General features: G+C 65.2%; 17 protein-coding genes and 2 pseudogenes. 13 read left to right on the forward strand and 6 right to left on the reverse strand.

Annotated elements, in window-relative coordinates; genetic code table 11:
* Positions 1-25: 25 nt before the first annotated feature.
* The 3 genes and pseudogenes from ACSKB8_RS33060 to ACSKB8_RS33070 form a co-directional block, all read right to left on the reverse strand.
* Positions 26-2,528 (reverse strand): annotated as a pseudogene (locus ACSKB8_RS33060) (penicillin-binding protein 1A).
* Between the two features lie 263 nt (positions 2,529-2,791).
* A complete protein-coding gene (locus tag ACSKB8_RS33065) occupies positions 2,792-4,087 on the reverse strand; it encodes an N-acetylmuramoyl-L-alanine amidase (RefSeq protein WP_438108634.1) in 1,296 nt (431 codons plus the stop codon).
* A gap of 617 nt (positions 4,088-4,704) precedes the next feature.
* The gene (locus tag ACSKB8_RS33070; RefSeq protein WP_438108635.1) at positions 4,705-5,625 is read right to left on the reverse strand and encodes a hypothetical protein; all 921 of its coding nucleotides are present in this window, start codon (positions 5,623-5,625) and stop codon (positions 4,705-4,707) included.
* Positions 5,626-5,640: 15 nt separating this feature from the next.
* Here ACSKB8_RS33070 and ACSKB8_RS33075 point away from each other — a divergent pair, with 15 nt between their 5' ends.
* The 3 genes from ACSKB8_RS33075 to ACSKB8_RS33085 all read left to right on the forward strand — a co-directional run bounded on the left by ACSKB8_RS33075 (position 5,641) and on the right by ACSKB8_RS33085 (position 10,865).
* Positions 5,641-7,875 (forward strand): Rne/Rng family ribonuclease, encoded by a 2,235-nt coding sequence (locus tag ACSKB8_RS33075; protein WP_438108637.1) that lies wholly within the window; start codon positions 5,641-5,643, stop codon positions 7,873-7,875.
* 218 nt (positions 7,876-8,093) lie between these two features.
* On the forward strand, positions 8,094-9,590 hold the full coding sequence (locus ACSKB8_RS33080) for an amidase (protein WP_438108639.1): 1,497 nt from the start codon (positions 8,094-8,096) through the stop codon (positions 9,588-9,590).
* Positions 9,591-9,632: 42 nt separating this feature from the next.
* Positions 9,633-10,865 carry an NAD(P)/FAD-dependent oxidoreductase gene (locus ACSKB8_RS33085; protein WP_438108640.1) on the forward strand — a complete coding sequence of 411 codons (1,233 nt, stop codon included), beginning with the start codon at positions 9,633-9,635 and terminating at the stop codon, positions 10,863-10,865.
* A 124-nt stretch (positions 10,866-10,989) separates the two neighbouring features.
* Here the strand turns inward: ACSKB8_RS33085 and ACSKB8_RS33090 are convergent, their stop codons facing one another.
* The 3 genes and pseudogenes from ACSKB8_RS33090 to ACSKB8_RS33100 form a co-directional block, all read right to left on the reverse strand.
* On the reverse strand, positions 10,990-12,324 hold the full coding sequence (locus ACSKB8_RS33090; protein WP_091888021.1) for a dicarboxylate/amino acid:cation symporter: 1,335 nt from the start codon (positions 12,322-12,324) through the stop codon (positions 10,990-10,992).
* Between the two features lie 84 nt (positions 12,325-12,408).
* Positions 12,409-12,965: pseudogene (locus ACSKB8_RS33095) on the reverse strand (biotin transporter BioY).
* 90 nt (positions 12,966-13,055) lie between these two features.
* Positions 13,056-14,243 carry a pyridoxal phosphate-dependent aminotransferase gene (locus tag ACSKB8_RS33100; RefSeq protein WP_438108642.1) on the reverse strand — a complete coding sequence of 396 codons (1,188 nt, stop codon included), beginning with the start codon at positions 14,241-14,243 and terminating at the stop codon, positions 13,056-13,058.
* A gap of 193 nt (positions 14,244-14,436) precedes the next feature.
* On the opposite strand from ACSKB8_RS33100, the gene ACSKB8_RS33105 reads away from it, so the two are divergent.
* The 10 genes from ACSKB8_RS33105 to aat all read left to right on the forward strand — a co-directional run bounded on the left by ACSKB8_RS33105 (position 14,437) and on the right by aat (position 24,286).
* On the forward strand, positions 14,437-15,837 hold the full coding sequence (locus ACSKB8_RS33105; protein WP_438108644.1) for a M48 family metalloprotease: 1,401 nt from the start codon (positions 14,437-14,439) through the stop codon (positions 15,835-15,837).
* Positions 15,838-15,937: 100 nt separating this feature from the next.
* Positions 15,938-16,705 carry a DsbA family protein gene (locus ACSKB8_RS33110; protein ID WP_438108645.1) on the forward strand — a complete coding sequence of 256 codons (768 nt, stop codon included), beginning with the start codon at positions 15,938-15,940 and terminating at the stop codon, positions 16,703-16,705.
* Positions 16,706-16,922: 217 nt separating this feature from the next.
* Positions 16,923-17,726 carry a DUF1236 domain-containing protein gene (locus tag ACSKB8_RS33115; protein WP_091888030.1) on the forward strand — a complete coding sequence of 268 codons (804 nt, stop codon included), beginning with the start codon at positions 16,923-16,925 and terminating at the stop codon, positions 17,724-17,726.
* A 229-nt stretch (positions 17,727-17,955) separates the two neighbouring features.
* Complete coding sequence (aroQ, locus tag ACSKB8_RS33120) at positions 17,956-18,423, forward strand: type II 3-dehydroquinate dehydratase (protein ID WP_018646964.1); 468 nt, start codon at positions 17,956-17,958, stop codon at positions 18,421-18,423.
* A 35-nt stretch (positions 18,424-18,458) separates the two neighbouring features.
* Entirely contained in the window at positions 18,459-18,953 is a 495-nt protein-coding gene (gene accB, locus ACSKB8_RS33125; RefSeq protein WP_438108647.1) for an acetyl-CoA carboxylase biotin carboxyl carrier protein, read from the forward strand.
* A gap of 62 nt (positions 18,954-19,015) precedes the next feature.
* Complete coding sequence (accC, locus tag ACSKB8_RS33130) at positions 19,016-20,374, forward strand: acetyl-CoA carboxylase biotin carboxylase subunit (RefSeq protein ID WP_091888036.1); 1,359 nt, start codon at positions 19,016-19,018, stop codon at positions 20,372-20,374.
* A 105-nt stretch (positions 20,375-20,479) separates the two neighbouring features.
* The gene (locus ACSKB8_RS33135; protein WP_438108649.1) at positions 20,480-22,006 is read left to right on the forward strand and encodes a sensor histidine kinase; all 1,527 of its coding nucleotides are present in this window, start codon (positions 20,480-20,482) and stop codon (positions 22,004-22,006) included.
* Positions 22,003-22,443 carry a response regulator gene (locus ACSKB8_RS33140; protein ID WP_091888040.1) on the forward strand — a complete coding sequence of 147 codons (441 nt, stop codon included), beginning with the start codon at positions 22,003-22,005 and terminating at the stop codon, positions 22,441-22,443. The genes ACSKB8_RS33135 and ACSKB8_RS33140 overlap by 4 nt, the downstream gene beginning before the upstream one ends.
* Positions 22,440-23,543, forward strand: a complete 1,104-nt coding sequence (locus tag ACSKB8_RS33145) for a sensor histidine kinase (RefSeq protein WP_438108651.1) — start codon at positions 22,440-22,442, stop codon at positions 23,541-23,543. The genes ACSKB8_RS33140 and ACSKB8_RS33145 overlap by 4 nt, the downstream gene beginning before the upstream one ends.
* Before the next feature lie 62 nt (positions 23,544-23,605).
* The gene (aat, locus tag ACSKB8_RS33150; protein ID WP_438108653.1) at positions 23,606-24,286 is read left to right on the forward strand and encodes a leucyl/phenylalanyl-tRNA--protein transferase; all 681 of its coding nucleotides are present in this window, start codon (positions 23,606-23,608) and stop codon (positions 24,284-24,286) included.
* Positions 24,287-24,298: the final 12 nt, after the last annotated feature.

Genomic DNA, 24,298 nt, shown 5'->3' on the forward strand with positions numbered 1-24,298 from the left:
CGATTCGTCCTAATCTCATCGCGCTTTAGTACAGCCCGCCGGTGCCTGGCCGCATGAAGAAGCCGGAATCCGGCTGCTGCTGCTGCGACGCCGGCATGCGCCCATCGGCATCGGCTACGCCGATGACCGAATAGTTATCCGGCGGCGCCGTGCCCGGCTTGAAGGCTTCGAGGATGGTTCCGCCGGTCTCGCCGGGACCTGCGCGCATGCCGGTCTTGGAGACAACGCGCACGAGCTTGATGCCGGCCGGCACCTTGAACGGAACGGCGGGCTTGTCGGCGAGCGCAAGCTTGAGGAAATCGCGCGCGATGGGAGCTGCCAGATGGCCGCCGGTCGCGGCATTGCCTTTGCCGAGCGGGCGCGGCTTGTCGTAGCCCATATAGATGGCGACGGCGACGTCGGGCGAGAAGCCGACGAACCAGGCGTCCTTGGCCTCGTTGGTGGTGCCGGTCTTACCGGCGATCGGCTTGCCGACTTCCTTGACCACGGTCGCGGTACCGGCCTGCACCACGCCCTCCATCAGCTCCGTGATCTGATAGGCGGTCATGGAATCCAGCACCTGCTCGCGGCGGTCGATCAGCTGCGGCTCGGCCTGATTCTTCCAGCCGCCCGGCGCGTCGCAGCCGCGACATTCGCGCTGGTCATGCTTGAAGATGGTGCGGCCGTAGCGGTCCTGGATGCGGTCGATCAAGGTCGGCTTCACCCGGCGGCCGCCATTGGCGAGCATCGAGTAAGCCGTCACCATGCGCATCGCCGTCGTTTCGCCGGCGCCGAGCGCGTAGGACAGATAGTTCGGCAGCTCGTCATAGACGCCGAAGCGGCGGGCATATTCGCCGATCAGGGGCATGCCGATGTCCTGCGCGAGGCGCACCGTCACGGTGTTCAGCGACTGCCGCAGCGCGTTGCGCAGCGTCACCGGTCCCTGGAACTTGCCCGAGGAGAAGTTTTCAGGCCGCCACACGCCGGCGCCCTGGCCCTGATCGATTTCGATCGGCGCGTCGAGCACCACGGTCGACGGCGTATAGCCGTTGTCGAGCGCGGCCGAATAGACGATCGGCTTGAACGACGAACCCGGCTGCCGATAGGCCTGCGTCGCGCGATTGAACTGGCTCTGGTCGAACGAAAAGCCGCCGACCATCGCGAGCACGCGGCCGGTCCAGGGATCCATCACCACCATCGCGCCCGACACTTCGGGGATCTGACGTAGCCGGTACTGGCCCTCGAACGGGCTGGCCGTCCTTGTAGAGCGGATCGGCATAAATGACGTCGCCGGGCTGGAGCACCTGCGACACCGCTGTCGGCGTCTTGCCCCTTGTGCCGCCCTGCGTGGCCCGTGCCCAGCGCACGCCGTCGACCGTGACGATGCCGGTCTCGCGTTGCTTGCTGATGGCACCGCCAAGCTCACGGCTCGGCTGGAAGCCGATGCGCGCCGACTGGTCGCTGGTCTCCAGCACCACCGCCATGCGCCACGGCGAGATGTCGGAGAGCGACTTGATCTCGGCAAGCTTCACGCCCCAGTCGCCCGAAATGTCGAGCTTGCTCATGGCACCACGATAGCCCTGCTGCTCATCATAGTTCACGAGGCCAGCGACCATGGTCTTGCGCGCCATGACCTGGATCTTCGGATCGAGCGTGGTGCGGACAGAGAGGCCGCCCTCATACAGCTTCTTCTCGCCATAGCGCTCGAAGATGTCGCGGCGAACTTCCTCGGCGAAATATTCGCCGGCGAAAGTGTGGGCCCCGTTGGAGCGGCTGGTGACGGCGAGCGGCTCCTTGCGCGCCTTCTCGGCATCGGCCTGCTTGATCCAGCCGTTCTCCTGGAGACGGTCGATCACATAGTTGCGGCGCTCGATTGCGCGGTCGCGGTTACGCACCGGATGCAGGGTCGCCGGCATCTTCGGCAGCGCGGCCAGATAAGCGGCTTCCGCAACGGTAAGCTCGTTCACCGACTTGTCGAAATAGACCAGCGACGCCGCCGCGATGCCGTAGGCGCCGAGGCCGAGATAGATTTCGTTCAGATACAGCTCGAGGATCTTGTCCTTCGAGTAGGTCTTCTCGATGCGCATCGCCAGCAAAGCTTCCTTGATCTTGCGCGCGAAGGAGACCTCGTTGGTCAGAAGGAAGTTCTTGGCGACCTGCTGGGTGATGGTCGAGGCGCCCTGCGGACGCCGATTCGAGCCGTAGTTCTGGATGTAAAGCAGACCTGCGCGCGCCATGCCGGTGTAGTCGATGCCGCCATGCTCGTAGAAATTCTTGTCCTCGGCCGCCAGGAACGCGTTGATCACGAGCTTGGGCACCGCCTGGATCGGCAGATACAGCCGCCGCTCCTTGGCGTATTCGCCGAGCAGCGAACCGTCGACCGCGTGCACGCGGGTCATCACCGGCGGCTCGTAATCCTGAAGCTGAGAGTAGTCCGGCAAGTCCTTGGAGAAATGCCAGATCAGGCCTGCCACGGCCCCGACACCGACAAGGAACACCACTGTTCCCGCGGCGAACAGGAAGCCCATGAACCGCACCAGCAAGCGCATTATCTGTTTATCCGTTCAAACTCTGGATCAGCCCAAAGCGCCCAAACGGGCGCCGTCCTCACGTCGCGAATTCACCGGCTTACTCAACAACATCAATGCCGGACCGAACGACGCTTGCCGAACGGGATCTCGCCGATTCCGGAACCCCCTGCGGCTTTTTTATAAAGCGCCCGCTGTGGCCAAACTAGGGCTTTTGCGGCGGGACGGAAAAACCCCTTCAGTTCGAAGACCCCCGGGTCGTCAATTTGACGATCCCCGGATCGTCAATTTGACGATCCCGCCGTGGCCATCCGCTTGGCCAAGAACCCGTCGATCGCCTGCGCCATGGAGCCCACGGCACGGGACCGCCAGCCCTCGGAGACCAGATGCTCGAGGTCACCCTTGTTCGAGACATAGCCGATCTCGACCAGCACCGAAGGCACGTCAGGCGCTTTCAGGACCCGGAAGCCGGCCGACTTCAGGGGATGCTTGTGCATCCGCACCGTCGACTTCATTTCTCCCATCAGCAGACGGGCAAAACGGTTTGAAAAAGTGCGGGTTTCCCGCTGCGTGAGATCGATCAAGATGTCGGCGACGTCGGTCGGCTCCTCCGCGAGGTTGAAGCCAGCGATCGCATCCGCCCGGTTCTCGGCGTCAGCCAGCCGCTGGGCCTCGGCGTCGGAGGCCTTATCGGAGAGCGTGTAGATGGTCGCGCCCTGCGCATCGCCCTCGGCACGAGGCAGCGCATCGGCATGAATCGAGACGAACAAAGCGGCCTTGAGGTTGCGGGCGATCTTGGTCCGGTCATTGAGCGGAATGAAGGTGTCGTCGTCCCGCGTCATCACCACGCGATATTTGCCGGCCTTTTCGAGTCTATCGCGTAGCGCCAGCCCAAAGGCCAGGACGAGGTTCTTCTCGCTTTCGCCGCTCGATTGCGTGCCGTTGTCGATGCCGCCATGGCCGGGATCAATCACGACCACCGGCCGGCCATCGGCCTTCTGCTGCGCGGTATCCTGGGCCGTCGTGGCGGGAACCGTGGCAGGCGGCGCCTCGGCGATCGCGGGCCTCAGCTCGGGACGGTTTTCGGGGGCGAGCGAGGGCACAAAGGCGGCGCGATCGACCTCTTCCAGCTCGAGCACGAGACGGGCCGGCTGGCCATTGGCGGCGTCGACCACGTAGGAATTGGCGATCTTCGCCGGCCCGGTCAGGTCGAACACGATTCGCGAGCCGCCGGGCATGACGAGCCCGTAGCGGAAGGCCTTGACCAGCCCCCGCCCCCCGCTGCCGGTACCGGCGGGCAGCTGAAAATTGACTTGCGGCACGTCCACCACCACGCGGTAGGGGTCGGCGAGCGTGACGGCACGAAAGGTAATGGTCTGGTCGATGTCGAGGATGAAGCGGGTCTGCTTGCCATCGCCAGCCAGACGGGCGGCCGAGGCGATTGGAAAATTCGCAACCGCAACAGAGGGTTGCGGCTGGCTTTCCGCCGCGCTCAAGCGCGAGGAATCGGCATATGGCAATGCTGCGGCGCACAGCAGCACGCATCCCAGCAAAACCCTTTGATTTGTGCGGCTCGCCACCGAATTCCGTGCCTCCGAGCAGCCTCTTTAACGCAATAGAACCACAGGGTTAAACGATCCTTAATGACGGATATGCGAAACTCGCTGACTGTGACCGCCGTGCGACGCTCCCTTGCACGGATGGCTCATTCCTCGTATGTACAGACTGCTGACGGCCGATATTCCCGGTTGTGTCGCATTCAGCCTCCCGGTGCAGCGCCGGAACTCTCAAGGTTTGGGAATTCCAGCGTTTTCCGTTCCCCTCTAAGACCAGCGCGGTGCGCGGCAACGAGATGGAGCGGGTCAAGCTCCGGCGGCGGACGGTCCTGGGTTACCACTCACGTCACCCGGGCGGTTCTGACAGCGACGTAACCCATTAACCCGGTCCCTTGATCCCAGGGGAGCGGTTCGTGATCCCCAAGGCGAGCGCGCTCGCGCCATGCCTGGCCAGCAGCAACTGATTGAGGGGCGGCCTCGCCGCCCAATGTTTCATACGGGCCGACGCTTGATGCGCCAGACTGTGCCGACGAATTCTAAAGGACCATTCGCGACGCTGCGGATTGAAAATTCCGCGCGCCACATTGGTCCTGAAGCTTTCGGTTCGGCAAGGCGCGAGAGACGGCGTTTCGGCCTTCCCCTCACCCCCGAATCAGGTGGACCGTCGCGTCACCCGGCGGCGCGATACGCGCCCACGGTGAATCGCGCCCGCCGCCGCCAAGAGTTAAGACATGCCCAACAAGATGTTGATCGATGCCACCCACCCGGAAGAGACCCGGGTCGTCGTGGTCCGCGGCAATCGCGTCGAAGAGTTTGACTTCGAGACCGCACAACGCAAGCAACTGCGCGGGAATATCTACCTCGCCAAGGTGACCCGGGTCGAACCCTCGCTCCAAGCCGCTTTCGTCGAATATGGCGGCAACCGCCACGGCTTCCTCGCCTTCAGCGAAATCCATCCCGATTACTACCAGATCCCGGTCGCCGACCGGCAGGCGCTGATCGAGGCCGAGGAACAGGCTCATCGCGAGGCCGAGGAAGAGAGCGAGAACCGCTCCCACGGCCGCCGCCGTTCGCGCCACCGCAACGCCCGTCGCCGCGGTCATGGCGAGCGCGTCCGCAGCGACATCGTCGAAGGCCTCGAGGCCGGCGCCGACCCCGCGGCCCAGCCGGTCGAGGGCGAGGCCCTGCCGACGCAGATTGAAGGCGCTTCGCACGAAGGCGAGCACCTGCACGGCGATGCCGAGCATCATGGCGAGTACGACGGCCACGATCATCACGAAGACGATCATGGCGATCATCAGCCCCATGATGACGATCACCAACACGCCCACGTTGATGACGACCAGGGTGATCACGGCGAGCACGATCATCACGACCGTGATCAAGCCGACGAGACGCCCGCACCTGTCGCGGCCGTCGGCGCCGAGCCCGTGGTTGCGGCCGAGACCGTTTCCGAGCCGCAGGAGGCCGCCGCCCCCGAAGCCCGCGCCGAGGCTTTCGCCGAAGCGATAACTGTCGTCGCTGAACCGGCCGATGCCGTTTACGCCGCCGACGCGGCGCATGCCAAGGCCGCGGAAGTGACGGCCGACGAAGAGGAAGAGGACGAGGACGGCGAGGAAGCCGAAGAGGAACTCGTCGAATCCGTCGGCGGCGACGACGTGCTGGAGGAAGTGCCGGAGCGCACCTTCCGCCCGCGCCGCCAGTACAAGATCCAGGAAGTCATCAAGCGCCGCCAGGTGATGCTGGTGCAGGTCGTCAAGGAAGAGCGCGGCAACAAGGGCGCCGCGCTGACGACCTATCTGTCGCTCGCCGGCCGCTATGCCGTCTTGATGCCCAACACCGCGCGCGGCGGCGGCATCAGCCGCAAGATCACCAGCGCGCAGGACCGGTCGCGCCTCAAGGAAGTGGTGCAGGATCTCGACGTGCCCGAGGGCATGGGCATCATCCTGCGCACCGCCGGCGCTGCCCGCACCAAGCCCGAGATCAAGCGCGACTTCGAATATCTGATCCGGATGTGGGAGACGGTGCGCGACTTGACGCTGAAGTCGCAGGCCCCGACCCTCGTCTACGAGGAAGGCTCGCTGATCAAGCGCTCGCTGCGCGACCTCTACAACAAGGAGATCGACGAGATCCAGGTTGCCGGCGAATCCGGCTACCGCGAGGCGCGCGACTTCATGAAGATGCTGATGCCCGCCAATGTCAGCGCGGTGAAGCAGTATCGCGACGGCCAGCCGCTGTTCTCGCGGATGGGCGTCGAGAGCCAGCTCGATGCGATGTTCTCGCCGACCGTGCAGCTGCGCTCCGGCGGCTACATCGTCATCAACCAGACCGAAGCGCTGGTCTCGATCGACGTCAACTCGGGACGATCGACGCGCGAGCACCATATCGAGGACACCGCGCTCAAGACCAATCTGGAAGCGGCCGAAGAGGTCGCCCGCCAGCTCCGACTGCGCGATCTCGCCGGCCTGATCGTCATCGACTTCATCGACATGGACGAGAAGCGCAACAACCGCGCGGTCGAGCGCAAGCTGTCCGATTGCCTCAGGCAGGATCGCGCGCGCATCCAGGTCGGACGCATCTCGCATTTCGGCCTGCTGGAAATGTCGCGCCAGCGCATTCGTGCCAGCGTGCTGGAGAGTTCGACCGATCCCTGCCCGCATTGCGGCGGCACCGGTCATGTCCGCTCGGTCTCCTCAGTGGCGCTCCAGTTGCTGCGCGGCCTCGAAGAGATCCTGATGAAGGGCGCGACCCACAATCTCGTGGTCCGCACCCGCACCGACGTCGCGCTCTACGTGCTGAACCACAAGCGCGGTCATCTGCGTGATCTCGAGAACGGCTTCAAGGTCACGCTGTCGGTCATCGCCGATCAGTCCGTCAGCGGACCTCAGGCTTACGTTATCGACCGTGGCGAGCAGGTGCATACGCTGGAAGCTGCCAAGGCGCTGCTCGCGGCACAGGCGGCTGCAAGCCCACCGCCCCTGGTCGAAGACGCCTATGAGGACGAGGAGTTCGATTCGGAGCTGGAATCCGAGATCGAGACCGAGGAGACCGAAGGTCTCTCGGAGGAGCAGGCCGCCGGTGAGGCAGCCCCCGAGCAGGACGGCCAGCGCCGCAAGCGCCGCCGCCGCCGCCGCGGCCGTGGCGGCCAGCGCGACGGCGATTTGCGCGAGGATAGCGCGCCCACGCTTCCTGAGGCCGCTATGGCCGCCGGCGAAGCCGAAGAGGATTCAGAGTCCGAGCAGGATGGCGAGGAAGGCGAGGAACAGGCCGCCCGCGGCGAGCAGCAGGGCGGCGGTGAGCGCCGGCGTCGGCGTGGTCGCCGTGGTGGACGCCGTCGTCGCGGTGGCGCGGAGGAAGGTCTTGCCGGTTCCATCGGCGACGAGCTCGCGGCCAATGCGCCGCCGGAGGCGACCGACGCAGTCGCCGATTTCGACAGCTTCAGCAACGAGGGTGCGCCCTCGATTGCACAGGCCGAACACATCGCCGAACCACAGGCGGCGCAGCATGAACCGCGCGCCGACGTGCAGAGTGAGGCGCCGGCCCGGCCGGAGCCGGCTCCCGTCACGGCGACCGCAGCGCCGGTCGAAGAGCCCACCGACGACAAGGCCGCGCGACGCCGCTCCACGGTCCGGGAAAAGGTGAGCTTCCTGCTGCACAGCCAGCCCGAACCCGCAACACCGGTTGCGCAGCCGACCGAACCGGTTGCTGCGCCCGCGCCAGCAGCTGAGCCCGCACCGCAAGCCGCAAATGAACCTCCGGCCGCCCCGCGCCGTGCCGGCTGGTGGTCGCGCCGCTTCGGTGGCGGCGAATAAAGCCGAATATCGAATGCAAAACGCCCGGCTCAGCCGGGCGTTTTTGTTTGGGCGCTCTCCTTGCTCGCACGACGGCGGCAGTTCGTCGTCACCAAGCGACGCGGCCTGATCTCGCGGAGCTGGAGAGAAGCTCCAAAACGCAAAAACTCGGTGGCAGCGCGTCCAACCGAGTGTCCGGTGTGCTAGATCGTCTTCACGACTTGAAAGGGGATTGGCATTTGTCAGAGCTTTGCGATTCCGGCGCGGTCGAACTGCGCCGCCTGCTGGCCGCCCGGGCGATCTCGCCCGTCGAGCTGCTGGAGTCCTGTCTGTCGCGGATCGCCGCCATCAATCCGGCCGTCAACGCCGTCGTGACGCTGGACGTATCAGGCGCACGCGCCGCGGCCAAGGAGGCCGAGGCCGCCATCCTGCGCGGCGAGGATCGTGGCGTCCTGCATGGGCTGCCCGTTCTCATCAAGGACACCCAGGACACCGCCGGGCTGCGCAGCACCTATGGCAGCCCGCTGCTCAGAGATAACGTCCCGGCGGCCGACCAGGGCTCGATCGCGCGGCTGCGTGCAGCCGGCGCCATCATCTTCGGCAAGACCAACACGCCGGAATGGGCCGCGGGCGGCAATACCCGCAACCCCGTGTTCGGCGCGACCGGCAATCCGTTCGATCCGATGCGCTCGGCGGCCGGCTCGTCCGGCGGCTCGGCGGTGGCGCTCGCCTGCGGCATGGCCCCGCTTGCCTCCGGCTCGGACACCGGCGGCTCCTTGCGCAATCCGGCAGGCTACGCCGGCATTGTCGGCATGCGTCCGTCCTACGGCCTCGTGGCCAGCGAGAAGCGCGCGTTCGGCTGGTCCAATCTGTCGACCGACGGGCCGATGGCGCGCAATGTCACCGACACCGCGCTGATGCTGTCGGTGATGGCGAGTGACGATGCGCGCGATCCGCTTGCCTATACGTTGCCCGGCGAGCCGTTGCGCGGCCGCGCCGAACGCTGGGCCGCGCCGCGTGCCGCCGAGCTCGGCAAGCTGCGCCTCGCCTTCACCGAGGACTTTGGCTTCGCCCCGACCGAGCAGGCGATCCGGCGCGTGTTCCGGCAGCGCGTTGGCAAGCTTGCACCGCTCTTCGCCGCATGCCGCGAAGCGACGCCGGATTGCGCCGGCGCGGACGACGCCTTCGCCGTGCTGCGCGCGGGCATGTTCCTGGCGACGCACGGCAAGAACTACAAGGAGCGTCCCGAGATGCTCGGCCCCGATGTCCGCGCCAATGTCGAGGAAGGTCTCGGCTACAGCCTCGAAGACCACGCGCGCGCCGCAACGACACAGACGCGGATCTATCGCGCCTATCAGAGCTTCTTCGAAACGACCGACGTGCTGATTAGCCCGACCATCACGCTGAGCCCGCGGCCGTGGTCGGAGCTCTACCCCGCCGAGATCGACGGCGCGCCGACAAAATCCTACTTCCACTGGCTCGCGCTCGCCTATGCCGTCACGCTTCCTGGCCATCCCGCCATCAGCATTCCGCTCGGCCTCGATGAAGCCGGCCTGCCCTTCGGCCTTCAGATCGTTGGCCCGCGCGGCGGCGACGCCGTCGTGCTCTCGGTTGCCGCGAGCATCGAAGCGGCGTTCGCTGATGATGCGCAATTATCCCGGCCGGTCCCCGATCTGGCGCGGCTCGCCGCGGCGCCGCCGCTGTCGGCCGCACCAGGCTTCCTCGCCTGGGAATGACCCGACCTCGCCCACAACCAGCCTGACAGGAGATTTCTGCCAATGCAAAGCGCGATCGTTCTCGGCGGCGGCATGATCGGCGTCAGCGCGGCGCTGCACCTGCGGCAACGCGGCTGGTCCGTCACGCTGGTCGACCGCAGGGAGCCGGGCCGCGAGACCAGCTACGGCAATGCCGGGATGATCCAGGCGGAAGCGGTCCGCCCCTATCCGATGCCACGCGACCTCGCCACGCTCCTGAAGATCGCAACCGGCCGCACCAACGACGTGCGCTACAGCTTGTCGTCGCTGCATCTCCATATCGAGCCCCTGCTCCGCTATTGGTGGCATTCGGCGCCGAAGCGGCATCGCGAGGCGATCGAGGCCTGGGCACGGCTGATCGCCTACGCGACGGCGGAGCACGACATCCTCATTCGCGAAGCCCATGCCGACAATCTCATCCGCCGCTCCGGCTATCGCATGCTACATCGCGATCCTGCGTCATTCGATCTCGCGATCAAGACCGCGGAGGAAGACCAGCGCGAATTCGGCGTGAATTTCCGCGTGCTCTCCGGCAGCGACCTCGCCAGGGCCGAGCCGATCCTGCGCGACGATCTCCCCGGCGCGATCCATTGGCTCGACACCTGGACCGTGTCCGATCCAGGCGCCCTCGTCACGGCCTATGCCGAGCTGTTCGAGCGCCTCGGCGGCACCATTGTGCTCGGTGATGCCCAGAGCCTGCGGCAGACCGCGACCGGCTGGTCCGTCGATACGGACCAGGGATGTCTCGACGCTCCCCACGCGGTCGTGACGCTCGGGCCGTGGTCGCCCGATCTGTTGAACAAGTTCGGCTATCGCATTCCGCTGGTACGCAAGCGCGGCTACCACATGCACTACAGCGGCGGCGCCTCGCTCGACCTCCCCCTCGTCGACAAGGGCGGCGGCTACGCCATGGGTCCGATGGCCAAGGGCATCCGCATTACCACCGGCGCGGAATTGACCGGCATGGACGCGCTCGCAACACCGATGCAGCTCGCCAGCGCCGAGGCCTCCGCACGCGAGCTGATCGATCTCGGCAAGCGGGTCGAGCCGGATCCATGGTTCGGCACCCGCCCCTGCACGCCCGACATGCTCCCGGTGCTCGGGCAAGCTCCGCGACATCCGGGCCTTTGGATGAATTTCGGTCACGGCCACCAGGGCTTTACGCTGGGGCCTGCGACCGGCCGCCTGCTCGCCGAAATCATGAGCGATGAGACGCTGGCGATCGATCCGGCGCCCTACCGGCCGGAGCGATTTTAGCGGTCGACGTTCCGATCTGAGCACGACGACGCGCGCCTTGCGCGGATGGTCGCCGAAAGAAAAGGGCTGGTCGAGGATCTCGACCAGCCCTATCAGTTCGAAGCCTGACGGCGCGTCGCGCCGATCAGTCCGTCGTGATCGCCGTCTCCATGTCGGTCGGATCGATCTGCTTGGAGAGGTTGGCGTTGAGCTTGTCGCGGTCGAGCTCGCGCTCCCACCAAGCGACGATCACGCAGGCGACGCCGTTGCCGCACAGATTGGTCAGCGCGCGGCATTCGCTCATGAACTTGTCTATGCCGAGCACGATCGCCATGCCCGGCACGAGGCGCGGATCGACCACGGCGAGCGTTGCCGCCAGCGTGATGAAGCCGGCACCGGTGATGCCGGAGGCGCCCTTCGAGGTCAGCATCGCCACGACCAGGATCGTGAGCTGCTGACTGAAGGAGAGATCGTAACCGAGCGCCTGCGCAATGAAGAGTGTCGCCAGCGTCATGTAGATGTTGGTGCCGTCGAGGTTGAACGAGTAACCCGTGGGCACGACGAGGCCGACCACCGACTTGGAGCAGCCGAGCCGCTCCAGCTTCTCCATCAAGGATGGCAGCGCGCTTTCCGACGACGAAGTGCCGAGCACGATCAGCAGCTCGTCCTTGATGTAGGCCAGGAACTTGAAGATCGAGAACCCCGCCACGCGCGCGATGATGCCGAGCACGACAAACACGAACAACGCCGCGGTGAGATAGAACGTGGCGATCAGCCCGACGAGGTTGAGGATCGCGCCGGTGCCGAACTTGCCGATCGTATAGGCCATCGCACCGAACGCGCCAATCGGCGCTGCACGCATGACGATGGAGATGACGCCGAACACGGCATGAGCGGCGTCGTCGATGAAGCTGCGGATGGTGTGGCCGCGCTCGCCGAGGCTCATGATCGCGAAGCCGAACAGCACCGAGAACAGCAACACCTGGAGGATCTCGCCTTGCGCGAAGGCGCCGACCACGGTGTCCGGAATGATGTGCAGCACGAAGTCGACCGACTTCTGACCGGCAGCCTGCTTGGCGTAATTTGCAACGGCCGCCTCGCTCGCCGCGCCACTGCCGAAGCCCGCGCCGGGCTTCACCAAGTTGCCGATGATGAGTCCGATCACCAGCGCGAAGGTCGAGACGACCTCGAAATAGACCAGCGCCTTGACGCCGATGCGGCCGACCTTCTTGGCGTCCTGGATATGGGCGATGCCCGAGACGACGGTGCAGAAGATGATCGGCGCGATCACCATCTTGATCAGCTTGATGAAGCCGTCGCCGAGCGCCTTGATCCACTCATTGGTGGCGAGCTGTGGCCACAGCCAGCCGACGATGGCGCCGAGCACGATGGCAATCAGGACCTGGACGTAGAGAATTTTGTACCACGGCTTGGCGGCGGGCGGCGCGACCGGCGCTTCCGCCATCGTTGTCGTCGTCATCGTTTCACTCCCCCTCAAACTATGGGGCCAGCCAAGATCAACTTGGCCGGCCCTGTCAATTGGAACTGCTCGTTACTGCGCGTTTTACCCGCGGCGATCGACGATCCGGCGCGCTGCCGGCATCAACGCGGCGCCGAGCGCGTTCTTGACCAGCGAAGCCGCAATAAACGGCACGATGCCGACTTGCCAGGCCTTCGCGGCGCCGAGGCCAAGGCCAAACGCCAGCCAGCCGAACCCGGCGGCGAGAATGATGATATGGCCAACGGCCATCGCCGCAAACAGCAGCACCACGCTGCGATCCCAGCCGCGCTCGGCGAGCCAGCCGGTCGCGAAGGCGGCGGCAATGAAACCGAACAGATAGCCTGCAGTCGGACCAATTAGCGGTGCAATGCCCCCACCGGACCGGCAAATACCGGCAGGCCGAACGCGCCCTCGGCGAGGTAGGCGATCATGGTTGCGCTGCCAAGGCGCCAGCCATAGGCAGCGCCGATCATCAGCACCACCAGCGTCTGCAACGTCATGGGCACATAGGGCAGCGGCAGGCTGACCTTGGCTGATAGCGCCATCAACGCGGTGCCGAGCGCAATCAGCACGAAGGCGCGCAGGACGCCGACGGTTTCGCCCGGCCGGGTCGGCCACATCAATGCGGCGAGAGGAGAATGCGATGTGGCGGCGGGCGAGAAAGATCGTTCGGACAAGATGAACTCCGGAAGTGGATCGAAAACTGGCGGCTATTTAAGCCAGTCAGCGATCCGGTCAACTGCCTCGCGCATCTCCTCGGGCGAACGTGCGTAGGAAAAACGAACGAACGAGCGTCCATGGATGGGATCGAAATCGAGGCCGGGCGTAGCCGCAACATGAGCCTGTTCCAGCATCTGCTTGGCGAACTCGAAACTGTCGGAGGTGAAGTCCGAGACGTCGGCATAAAGATAGAAGGCGCCGTCGGCGGGCAGGAACCTGGTGAGGCCGGCCTTGGGAAGTCCCTCGATCAGAATGCGCCGGTTTTCCTGATAGCCGTGCTTGATCTCCTCCATCTCGGCCGTGCCGTCGAAGGCGGCCTCGGCCGCGATCTGTGACAGCGCCGGCACCGAGATCGAGAGGTTCTGCTGCAGCCGCTCGATCGGCCGCACCAGGATCTCAGGCACGACCATCCAGCCGACGCGCCAGCCCGTCATGCAAAAATACTTCGAGAACGAGTTGATCACGAGTGCCTGGTCCGACAGCGCCGCCGCCGTCACGGCCGGAAACGCATAATCCAGCCCGTGATAGATCTCGTCCGAGATGAAGCGAATACCTGCGTCCTGCGCGGCCGCGATCAGGCCAGTGAGCGCCTCGCGCGACATCATGGTCCCCGTCGGATTGGCGGGGCTGCCGACCAGCACGCCCTTCAGCGGCGCCTTGCGATGGGCAGCAAGCAGCGCCTCGCCGGTGAGCGCGTGGCGCGTCTCGTTCGTGGTCTCGATCAGCACCGGCTCGCAGCCGAGCGCGGTGAGGATATGACGGTATGGTGGATAGCCCGGCACGGTCACCGCGACGCGATCGCCGGGCTCGAACATCGACAGGAAGGCCAGGATAAATCCGCCCGAGGAGCCGGTCGTCACCACGATCCGCTCGGGGCTGACGTCACAGCCATAGACATCGCGATAATGCCGCGCGATGCGCTCGCGCAACGAGGGGATGCCGAGCGCGGCGGTATAATCGATCCGCCCCGCTTCGAGCGCAGCATGGGCGGCCGCGATCGCGGTCCTGGGCGCGCCGGCCGCGGGCTGGCCGACCTCCATATGGATGACATGGCCGCCGGCGGCCTCGATTCGGGCCGCCGCCGCCATGACGTCCATCACCATGAACGGGGGAACATCGCTGCGGCGGGAGGGCTCGAGCCACTGTCCCAACCGGTTCCTCAATGTCGCATCGTGCATCGATTTCTGCTATTCGCTGGCAGACCGGTCCGTCCGGTCCGGAACACGGGGGCGCTTGCGCCCCAGACTAGCCGCATTGTACGGCTCATAAGGGGTAAGGCTCACAAGGGCATATCGCGTATCCGGTCCGCCGCCAATCGCCAAAACCAATCACGAAACTGCTTGACCAAGACCGTTTGACCCAGACCGCTTGATGTTGCTCCAGATCGCATTGCGCAAGAAGGCTTCTGCCCTCACCGCCCTCGTTACGGCCACGGCGATCGCGCTGACGCCGTTCTCGGCTGCGCGCGCGCAGGCCAAGGGGCCGCCGGTCCTGCGCGACACCGAAACCGAGCAGCTCCTGCGCGAGTATACCCGCCCGATCCTGCGCGTCGCCGGTCTGGAGAAGCAGAACATCCAGATGGTGATCATCAACGACGGCTCGTTCAACGCGTTCGTCGCGGACGGCCGCCGCATCTTCGTCAATTGGGGCGCGATCCTCCAATCGGAGACGCCGAACCAGATCATCGGCGTGCTCGCGCACGAGACCGGGCATCTGGCGGGCGGCCATCTGTCCAAGCTGCGCGAGCAGCTCGCGACGGCGCAGACCCAGATGATCATCGCGATGCTGCTCGGCGCCGGCGCAATAGCCGCGGGCAGCACCCAGCGCAGCAGCGCCGGCAATAACGGCCTTGCCAATGCGGGGGCGGCCGCCATCGCCGCTCCGCAGGAGATGATCCGCCGCACGCTGTTGTCCTATCAGCGCCAGCAGGAGGAGAACGCCGACCGTGCCGGCGTGAAATTCCTGACCGCGACGGGGCAGTCGCCGAAGGGCATGTACGAGACCTTCAAGCGCTTCACCAGCGAGAGCCTGTTCGCCGCGCGCGGCGCCGATCCCTATCTCCAGTCGCATCCGATGCCGGCTGAGCGCGTCGCCGCGCTGCAGGTGTTCGCAAGCTCAAGCCCCTATTGGGACAAGAAGGACGATCCCGCGCTCCAGCTCCGCCATGACATGGTGCGTGCCAAGATCTCCGCGTTCATGGAGCGGCCGGAGACGGTGTACCGCCGCTATCCCCAGACCAACGACAGCTTGCCGGCGCGCTATGCCCGCGCCATCAGCACCTATCTGCACGGGGATTTGCGCAGCGCGCTGGCCCAGATCAACGCGCTGATCCAGGTCCAGCCGAACAACCCGTACTTCTACGAGGTGCGCGGCCAGGCCTTGCTGGAGAGTGGGAAGCCCGCCGAGGCGATCGCTCCCCTGCGCAAGGCGGTGCAGCTTTCGAACAATGCGCCCCTCATCGAGATGTTACTTGGGCAGGCTCTGGTTGGAACCGATAATAAGGCCTACACCGACGACGCCGTTCGGATTCTCCGCGCCGCGGTGGCACGAGAGCCCGAGGCCGCGCTCGGCTATACCCAGCTCGCGATGGCCTATGGCCGGAAGGGAGACTATGCCGAGGCGGATCTCGCGTCGGCGCAAGCCGCCTACTTGCGCGGCGACAACAAGACCGCCCGCGAGCTCGCTACGCGCGCGAAAACCCGTTTCGCCGTCGGCACGCCCGGATGGGTCAAGGCCGACGACATCGTGGCGGCCAAGCCGCCGCGCAACTGACGCAACGCAAACGACGCCCGACACCACGACGTCACGACATCGAGCTTTGAGTCCGCCGCGACGTTTTACCGAAACCTGCTTTGGATAAGAGGATTTGACCATGCCTTCGCTGCGCCTGCTTGCTCCCGCGCTGTTTGCGCTCGCCATGTTCAGCGCAGCCGCGCCCGTGTCGGCCGACAGTTTCTCCGATAGTCAGCGCACCGACATCGAGGCGATCATCAAGAACTATCTCGTCAGCCATCCCGAGGTGCTCGAGGAGGCCATGACCGAGCTCAGCAAGCGTCAGGCCGCGGCCGAAACCCAGAAGCACGAGGCCAGCATCGCGCAGAATGCCGACGCGATCTTCAACTCGCCGCGCCAGGTCGTGCTCGGCAACAAGGACGGCGACGTCACCTTCGTCGAGTTCTTCGATTACAATTGCGGCTACTGCAAACGCGCCATGGGCGACATGCTCGATCTGATGAAGAGTGATCCGAAGCTGAAGGTCGTGCTGAAGGAATTTCCCGTGCTGAGCCAGGGCTCGGTCGAGGCGGCCCAGGTCGCCGTCGCCGTGCGCATGCAGGATCCCTCCGGCAAGAAATACCTCGACTTCCACCAGAGACTGCTCGGCGGTCGTGGCGCGGCGGACAAGGCGCGCGCGATTCAGGCCGCCAAGGAGGCTGGTCTCGACACCGCTAGAATCGAGAAGGACATCACCAGCCCCGAAGTGCGCGCCACCATCGAGGAGAACTTCAAGCTCGCCGAAGCGATGGGCATGAACGGCACGCCGAGTTACGTGATCGGCAAGCAGATCGTGGTCGGCGCCGTCGGCGTCGAAGGCCTCAGGGAAAAGATCGGCATCGCCCGCTGCGGCAAAGCGACCTGCTGATCCCACATTTTGCGATACTGAAAACGCGAAAAAGGCCGGCAGAAAAGCCGGCCTTTTTCTTGTGCCAAATCTTGGCGCGCCTCTGCAAAATCATTCATCCGGCGTTCAACAAACAAACAAAGCTGGTCGGAACCTCTTGGATTTCGGAACGACCGCGCTCTCCTTTCGTTGTCGGCGCGGGCAATGACGCAAAGAAATCACGTGAGGAGAGGTACAAATGACTAATCGCTTTTTGGTCTCGGTTGCAGCCTTGGCGCTGATCGCCGGCACCGGTTTCGCCAATGCGCAAGGAACCGGAACCAAGGACTACGGGAGTGGCCAGCAGACCCAGCACAGCACGCAGCCTTCTGGTGAGCGCAGCGGCTCCATGGGCAAACAAGAGTCCATGGACAAGCAAGATAAGCATGACAAGGGAACGGTCGGTCAGGCCGGCGGCATGAAGGATCAGAAGGATCAGCCGAGCGCTCATGACAAGTCGACTCAGTCCGACAAGATGAACAAGGACCAGCCAGGTGCGACGCGTGAGAAGTCAACGCAGTCGGAGAAGTCGTCGACGGTCGGCCAGAGCCCGCGGAGCGACGAGAAGTCCAAGGGTAGCATGAGCAAGGAAACCGAGACCAAGGGCAGCAAGGACATGAAGCCCCAAGGTCAGGAAGACCGCAGCGGTATGAATGCGCCTGGCCACCAGGGTTCCCAAACCCAGACCCAGACCCAGACCGGGACCGAGCGGTCGCAGACGACGACCGGCCAGGCTGGCGCGGCCGCCAAGCTCTCGACCGAGCAGCGCACGCAGATCACCTCAGTGATCCGCGAGGAGAAGGTGGCGCCCGTGACCAATGTGAACTTCAACATTTCGGTCGGCACCCGCATCCCGCGTGAGGGCATTACGCTCCACGCCCTGCCGTCGAAGGTCGTGACGATCTATCCGGAGTGGCGGACCTACAAGTTCGTCCTGATCCGCGAGGAAATCGTGATCATCAATCCGGATACCTATGAGATCGTGGCGATCCTGAACGCCTAAGGCCGGATCACTGCAACCTCAGGGGGCGGACAGCGATGCCCGCCCCCTTTGCGTTCGGCCGGCAGCCATGCTTTGGACCGGTTAACAAGCAATTTCCGCAGCTTCCGCACAGGTTTTTGCGCACTGGATGAGGTACTTGAAGCCACCCGGGAGGCCCTTCAAGGCTTCCCCTCACGCGCTTTGTTACCTATAACCCCCGCCACGCCGAAGCACCTCTTCCGGGATTGGAATGGCTGAACCTGCAACCGACACGATCCTTGTCCTGAACGGGCCGAACCTCAACATGCTGGGGACGCGGGAGCCCGAAAAGTATGGCCATGCGACGCTGGCCGACGTCGAGGCGCTGTGCCGGGAGACGGCGGCGACCTTCGGCCTCAAGGCCGACTGCCGGCAGTCCAACCGCGAAGGCGAGCTGATCGACTTCATCCACGAGGCACACGCCCGCAAGATGAAGGGCATCATCATCAATGCCGGCGGCTACTCCCACACCTCGATCGCGCTCCACGACGCGCTGCTCGCGGTGCAGATCCCGACGGTCGAAGTGCACGTGACCAACATCCACGCCCGCGAGAGCTTCCGTCATCACTCCTACACCGCGCGCGCGGCCTTCGCCTCGCTGTGCGGTTTCGGCATCGAAGGCTACCGCCTTGCGATCCAGGGCCTTGCCGCGAAGCTCGGCATCAAGCCCAAAGCCTGATGCCCCCTTCCAACAGAACATTCGGATCAAACAACATGGCGCGCCAGCCAGACGACAAAGCAGCCGCAAAGTTTTCCAGCGAGGATTCCGCGCTCGTCCGCGAGCTGGCCTTGCTGCTCGATGAGACCAGCCTCACCGAGATCGAGATCGAACGTGCGGGCCTGCGCCTGCGCGTTGCCCGCAACGTCAGCGTCGCCGCGACCATGCCGATGCCGGTGGCAGCCGCTCCCGCCGCCCTGCCGGCGGCGGCAGCCGCGGTCGCGCCGGCAACAGCTGCGGCCGACCTGTCGAAACATCCCGGCGCCGTGACCTCGCCGATGGTCGGTACCGCCTATCGGGCGCCGGAGCCCGGCGCAAAGCCGTTCATCGACGTCGGCACCAAGGTCTCGGTCGGCCAGACGTTGCTGATCATCGAAGCCATGAAGACGATGAACCAAATCCCGTCGCCGCGCGCCGGCACGGTGACGCAGATCCTGGTCGAGGATGGCCAGCCGGTCGAGTACGGCGAGCCGCTCGTCATCATTGAGTAACGGCCCCCGGCGGCCAGCCGCCCTCACCGCTTCCCGCGCGCTATTCGTCCCTTAAGGGCACCATGTTCGACAAGATCCTCATAGCCAATCGCGGCGAGATCGCTCTTCGCATCCTCAGGGCCTGCAAGGAGCTCGGGATTGCGACCGTGGCCGTGCACTCCACCGCCGACGCCGACGCCATGCATGTGCGCCTGTCGGACGAGAGCGTTTGCATCGGGCCGCCACCTTCAAAGGACAGCTATCTCAACGTGCCCGCGCTGCTCGCCGCCTGCGAGATCACCGGCGCGGATGCGGTGCATCCCGGCTACGGCTTCCTGTCCGAGAACGCGCGCTTTGCGGAGATCCTCGCAGAGCACAATCTGCATTTCATCGGCCCGAAGGCCGAGCACATCCGACTGATGGGCGACAAGATCGAGGCCAAGAAAACCGCCAAGCGCCTCGGCATCCCCGTGGTGCCCGGCTCCGACGGCGCCGTCGGTCCCGATGACGATGCGATGGCGATCGCGAAGAAGATCGGCTTCCCCGTGCTGGTGAAGGCTGCGGCCGGTGGTGGCGGCCGTGGCATGAAGGTCGCCCACAGCGAGGCCGATCTCCAGGTCGCGCTGTCGACCGCGGCCAACGAGGCCAAGTCCGCCTTTGGCGATGCGTCCGTCTACCTCGAAAAATACCTCCAGAAGCCACGCCATATCGAGATCCAGATCCTCGGCGACGGCCGCGGCGGCGCCATTCATCTCGGCGAACGCGACTGCTCGCTGCAACGCCGCCACCAGAAGGTCTGGGAAGAAGGCCCCTCGCCCGTCCTCGCCGCGGCTGCGCGCGCCAAGATCGGTGAGACCTGCGCCAAGGCAATGCGCGAGATGAAATATCTCGGCGTCGGCACCATCGAATTCCTGTTCGAGGACGGCGAGTTCTACTTCATCGAGATGAACACGCGCATCCAGGTCGAGCATCCCGTCACCGAGAGCATCACCGACATCGATCTCGTGCTGGAGCAGATTCGCATCGCCGCCGGCGGCGACTTGCCGGCCAGGCAGGACGAAGTCCAGGTCATCGGCCACGCGATCGAGTGCCGCATCAACGCTGAGAATCCGCAAACCTTCCGCCCCTCGCCTGGCCGCATCCTGCAATACCACTCGCCCGGCGGCCTCGGCGTCCGCATCGATTCCGCCGTCTATCAGGGCTACACGATCCCGCCCTATTACGATTCCCTGGTCGGCAAGCTGATCGTGCACGGCAAGACCCGCGCCGAATGCCTGATGCGGCTGCGCCGGGCGCTGGACGAGATGGTGGTCGAGGGCATCGAGACCACGCTACCGCTGTTCCGCGCGCTGGTGCGCGAAGCCGACATCATCAACGGCGACTATCACATCCACTGGCTGGAACAGTATTTGGCCGGCCAGGCGGAACCCGCCCCGCGATAATCTTCCTCCTCGTGGAACCCTTTGGCCCCAATCGCGTTCAGGAGGGTTGGGGCCAGTTCCAAGGGGGGCGCTTTGAACTCCACTGAAATAGACAGGTGAACCGTCGTGAAGGCTGAAGGCCATCGGCGGCGCGCATTCTGGCAGATCCTGCTGTTCTCGGCGGGCCTTTTGGTGCTGACCGTGATCAGCGCCGGCTCGGTCTACCTCGTCAACAAGGCACGGGGAGACAGCAAGTGGGTGGTCCACACCATCGAGGCGGAGAACCAGATCAACGCGTTGCTGCTCGAGGTCCGGCGCGCCGAAAGCGCCCTGCGCGGCTACCTGCTGACGCTGGGACCCGAATTCCAGACAGATTACGAAAGGTCCGTCGCGGCGATCATTCCCGCGCTCGACAGGGTCACGCGCCTGACCCGCGACAACCCCGCGCAGCGTGAGAACATCGAGAAGCTGAGCGCGGCGATTGAGACTCGTCTGGGCCAATTCGCGCGCGAAATCGCTGCCATCAAGCAAGGCCAGCCGGACATGGCGACGGCACTGTCACGGGAGGCGGCGGCCCAGGGCGCCACCACCACGATCGGCAACGTGGCGGAGGCAATGATCGGCGAAGAGGAACGACTGTTCCGGCTCCGGTCGGCGAATGCCGACAGCAGCCAGACCCTCGCTGCATCGATGACCGGCATCGGCTCCGGCCTCGTCGTGCTACTGGCGCTGATCTCGATCTGGCTGGTGCGGCGCTCGGCGCGCGCCCGCGACGAGGCCGAAGCGCGCCTGCGCGATGCCAACGTTAATCTGGAGACCGTCGTCGATGAACGCACGGCTGACTTGCGCGAAGCCAACGACGAGATCCAGCGCTTTGCCTATATCGTGAGCCACGATCTGCGCTCGCCGCTCGTCAACATCATGGGCTTCACCAGCGAACTCGAGGAGCTCGGCGGCGACGTCTTCCGCCGCATCGGCAGCCTCACCCACGTCCCGGCCGACGGACCGCCACTGGCGCCCGGCGCCCCCGGCGAGATCGTGCTCGAAGGCGCCGACAAGCAGCTCTCGGATGACTTCTCCGAAGCGCTCGGCTTCATCAAGACGTCGATCGCCAAGATGGATCGGCTGATCTCCGCCATCCTCAACCTCACCCGCGAAGGCCGCCGCGAATTCCAGCCGGTGAAGATCGACACAAGCGAGCTGATCGGAGCCATCGTGTCGACGCTGGCGCACCAGGCCGCCGAAGCGCAGGCCGAGATTCACGTCGAGCCCCTGCCCAACCTCATCAGCGACCGCCTCGCGCTCGAGCAGATCTTCTCCAACCTGATCGACAACGCGATCAAGTACCTGAAGAGCGGCGTGCCCGGCGAGATCAGAATCCGCGGGCGCACCAAGCTCGGCTATGCCATCTTCGAGATCAGCGACAACGGCCGCGGCATCGATCCGAAGGATCACCAGCGGATATTCGACCTGTTCCGCCGCGCGGGAACCCAGGACAAGCCGGGCCAGGGCATCGGTCTTGCGCATGTGCGCGCACTTGTGCGTCGCCTCGGCGGCACCATGTCGATATCATCGGAACTGAACGCGGGCAGCACCTTCACGATCACGCTGCCGATCGCCTGGAACGTGAGTAACCGGAAGGCAGATCGATGACCAAGCCTGTGACCATCATCATGATCGAGGACGACGAGGGCCACGCCCGCCTGATCGAGCGCAACATCCGAAGGTCCGGCGTCAACAACGAGATCGTCTCCTTTGCCAACGGCACGGACGCGATGAAGCACCTGTTCGGTGCCGACGGCAGCGGGCTCGTGCAGAAGGGCAATGCGCTGCTGATCCTGCTCGATCTCAACCTCCCCGACATGACCGGGATCGACATCCTGAAGCAGATCAAAGAGAACAAATATCTGAAGGCTTCGCCCGTGGTGGTGCTGACCACCACCGACGACTCCCAGGAAATCAAGCGCTGCTACGAGCTCGGCTGCAACGTTTACATCACCAAGCCCGTCAACTACGAGAATTTCGCCAATGCCATCCGGCAGCTCGGCCTGTTCTTCTCGGTCATCCAGGTCCCGCCCGCCGCCTCATGAACCAGCACACGCCAACACTGCTCTACATCGACGACGACGAGGCGCTGTCGCGCCTGGTCGATCGCGGCCTGACGCGACGCGGCTACAGGGTCATTCATGCCGCGAGCGGCGAGGAAGGTCTCGAGCGCATCCGCCGCGCAGGCGCCGAGGGCGGCATCGATGTCGTCGCACTCGATCAGTACATGCCGGGCCTCGACGGGCTGGAGACGCTCGAGCAGATCATGGCGATCCCGGACGCGCCGCCGGTCGTGTTCGTCACTGCGTCACAGGATTCCAGCATCGCGGTCACCGCGCTGAAGGCCGGGGCGGCCGACGATCTGGTCAAGGACGTCCAAGGCGACTTCATCCCCCTCCTCCACGTCGCCGCCGAAGGCGCGCTGCGTCAGGCCGAGTTGCAGAGGGCGCGCGAGGAAGCCGAAGCCGAGATCCACGCCTCGCGCGACCGCTACGCCGCGCTCGCCGCCGAACGCGAGCTGCTGCTGCGCGAGGTCAACCACCGCGTCGGCAATTCGCTCCAGATCATCGCCTCGCTGCTGCATCTTCAGGCGAGCACCGCCGCGCAGGAGGAGGTCAAGGCGGCGCTGACCAATGCCATGGGCCGCGTCGCCGCGGTCGCGCAGGTGCACCGCCGCCTCTATACCTCGCAGGACCTGAAGAGCGTGGTCCTGAACCAGTATCTGGACTCGCTGCTGGAGGACCTCAGGCGCTCGGCCGAGGGCAACCGGATGTCGCGCCTGACGCTGAAGGCCGAGCCGATCGAGATCGATCCGGACCGTGCGGTCGCCGTCGGCATCATCGTCAACGAGCTGGTGATGAACGCGGTGAAATATGCCTATCCCGATGGCGCCGGTCCGATCCATGTCGAGCTGATCTCGCAGGGCGAGGATCTCCTGCTGTCGATCACCGACAACGGCGTCGGCGACAACGTCAAGGCCGATCCGCGCTCCACCGGCATGGGCCAGCGCATCGTCGCGGCCATGGCCTCAAAGCTCGATGCCTCCGTCGAGCGCGATCCCGCCCATCGTGGAACCCGCATCGTGCTCAGGTTCCGCCGCGTGCCTCCGGCCCCCGGCAAGACCAACGCCGCCGCCGCGAGCTGACAGGCGCGAGGCTTTGCGCCACCCATCGCAACCGCATTGCGATCCTGCTATTGTCGCGCGCCATGACGTCTCGCGACTCTGCCTCTTCTGAAATCACGCCGGCCGTGCTGCTGCGTGCCTATGCCTGCGGCATCTTTCCGATGGCGGAAAGCGCCGACGATCCGACCCTGTTCTGGGTCGAGCCGGAGCTGCGCGGCGTCATCCCGCTCGACGGATTTCGCGTGGCCTCGCGGCTCGCGCGCACGGTGCGCTCGGATACGTTTCGCGTCACCGTCAACACCGCGTTCAAGGCGACGATCGCCGGCTGCGCGGCGCCGCAGGCCGGGCGCGAGGATACTTGGATCAACAAGCGCATCCGCGACCTCTATGGGGGCCTGTACGAGCTCGGCCATTGCCATAGCGTCGAGGCCTGGCAGGGTGACGACCTCGTCGGCGGGCTCTACGGCGTCAGCTTGGGGCGCGCCTTCTTCGGCGAGAGCATGTTTCACACCGCGCGCGATGCCTCGAAGGTTGCGCTGGTGCACCTGGTCGCGCGGCTCATCCAAGGCGGCTTCGAGCTGCTCGACACGCAATATGTCACCGAGCATTTGAAGAGCTTCGGCGCGGTCGAGATCTCGCGGCGGCGCTACACCGCGCTGCTCGACAAGGCGCTCGCCGGCGAGCCCGGCGATTTCCTGAGGCTCTCTGCCGGTGAGGCGATTCCGGGGGCGCGCGCGCTCGAGATCATCGCCTCGCGGCAATGATCGATAGCCGGA

This window comes from Bradyrhizobium sp. BR 1432 (genome assembly GCF_051547705.1).
GTDB classification, from domain to species: Bacteria; Pseudomonadota; Alphaproteobacteria; order Rhizobiales; family Xanthobacteraceae; genus Bradyrhizobium; species Bradyrhizobium zhanjiangense.

Excerpts from the sequence above, each read along its gene's own strand:
- aat (WP_438108653.1), top strand. The coding sequence starts at position 23,606 with ATGACGTCTCGCGACTCTGCCTCTTCTGAAATCACGCCGGCCGTGCTG.
- ACSKB8_RS33105 (WP_438108644.1), top strand. The coding sequence starts at position 14,437 with ATGTTGCTCCAGATCGCATTGCGCAAGAAGGCTTCTGCCCTCACCGCC.
- aroQ (WP_018646964.1), top strand. The coding sequence starts at position 17,956 with ATGGCTGAACCTGCAACCGACACGATCCTTGTCCTGAACGGGCCGAAC.
- ACSKB8_RS33110 (WP_438108645.1), top strand. The coding sequence starts at position 15,938 with ATGCCTTCGCTGCGCCTGCTTGCTCCCGCGCTGTTTGCGCTCGCCATG.
- ACSKB8_RS33100 (WP_438108642.1), bottom strand. The coding sequence starts at position 14,243 with ATGCACGATGCGACATTGAGGAACCGGTTGGGACAGTGGCTCGAGCCC.
- ACSKB8_RS33070 (WP_438108635.1), bottom strand. The coding sequence starts at position 5,625 with ATGCGCCGCGTCGGCGGCGTAAACGGCATCGGCCGGTTCAGCGACGAC.
- ACSKB8_RS33085 (WP_438108640.1), top strand. The coding sequence starts at position 9,633 with ATGCAAAGCGCGATCGTTCTCGGCGGCGGCATGATCGGCGTCAGCGCG.
- ACSKB8_RS33090 (WP_091888021.1), bottom strand. The coding sequence starts at position 12,324 with ATGACGACGACAACGATGGCGGAAGCGCCGGTCGCGCCGCCCGCCGCC.
- ACSKB8_RS33115 (WP_091888030.1), top strand. The coding sequence starts at position 16,923 with ATGACTAATCGCTTTTTGGTCTCGGTTGCAGCCTTGGCGCTGATCGCC.
- accB (WP_438108647.1), top strand. The coding sequence starts at position 18,459 with ATGGCGCGCCAGCCAGACGACAAAGCAGCCGCAAAGTTTTCCAGCGAG.
- ACSKB8_RS33140 (WP_091888040.1), top strand. The coding sequence starts at position 22,003 with ATGACCAAGCCTGTGACCATCATCATGATCGAGGACGACGAGGGCCAC.
- accC (WP_091888036.1), top strand. The coding sequence starts at position 19,016 with ATGTTCGACAAGATCCTCATAGCCAATCGCGGCGAGATCGCTCTTCGC.
- ACSKB8_RS33145 (WP_438108651.1), top strand. The coding sequence starts at position 22,440 with ATGAACCAGCACACGCCAACACTGCTCTACATCGACGACGACGAGGCG.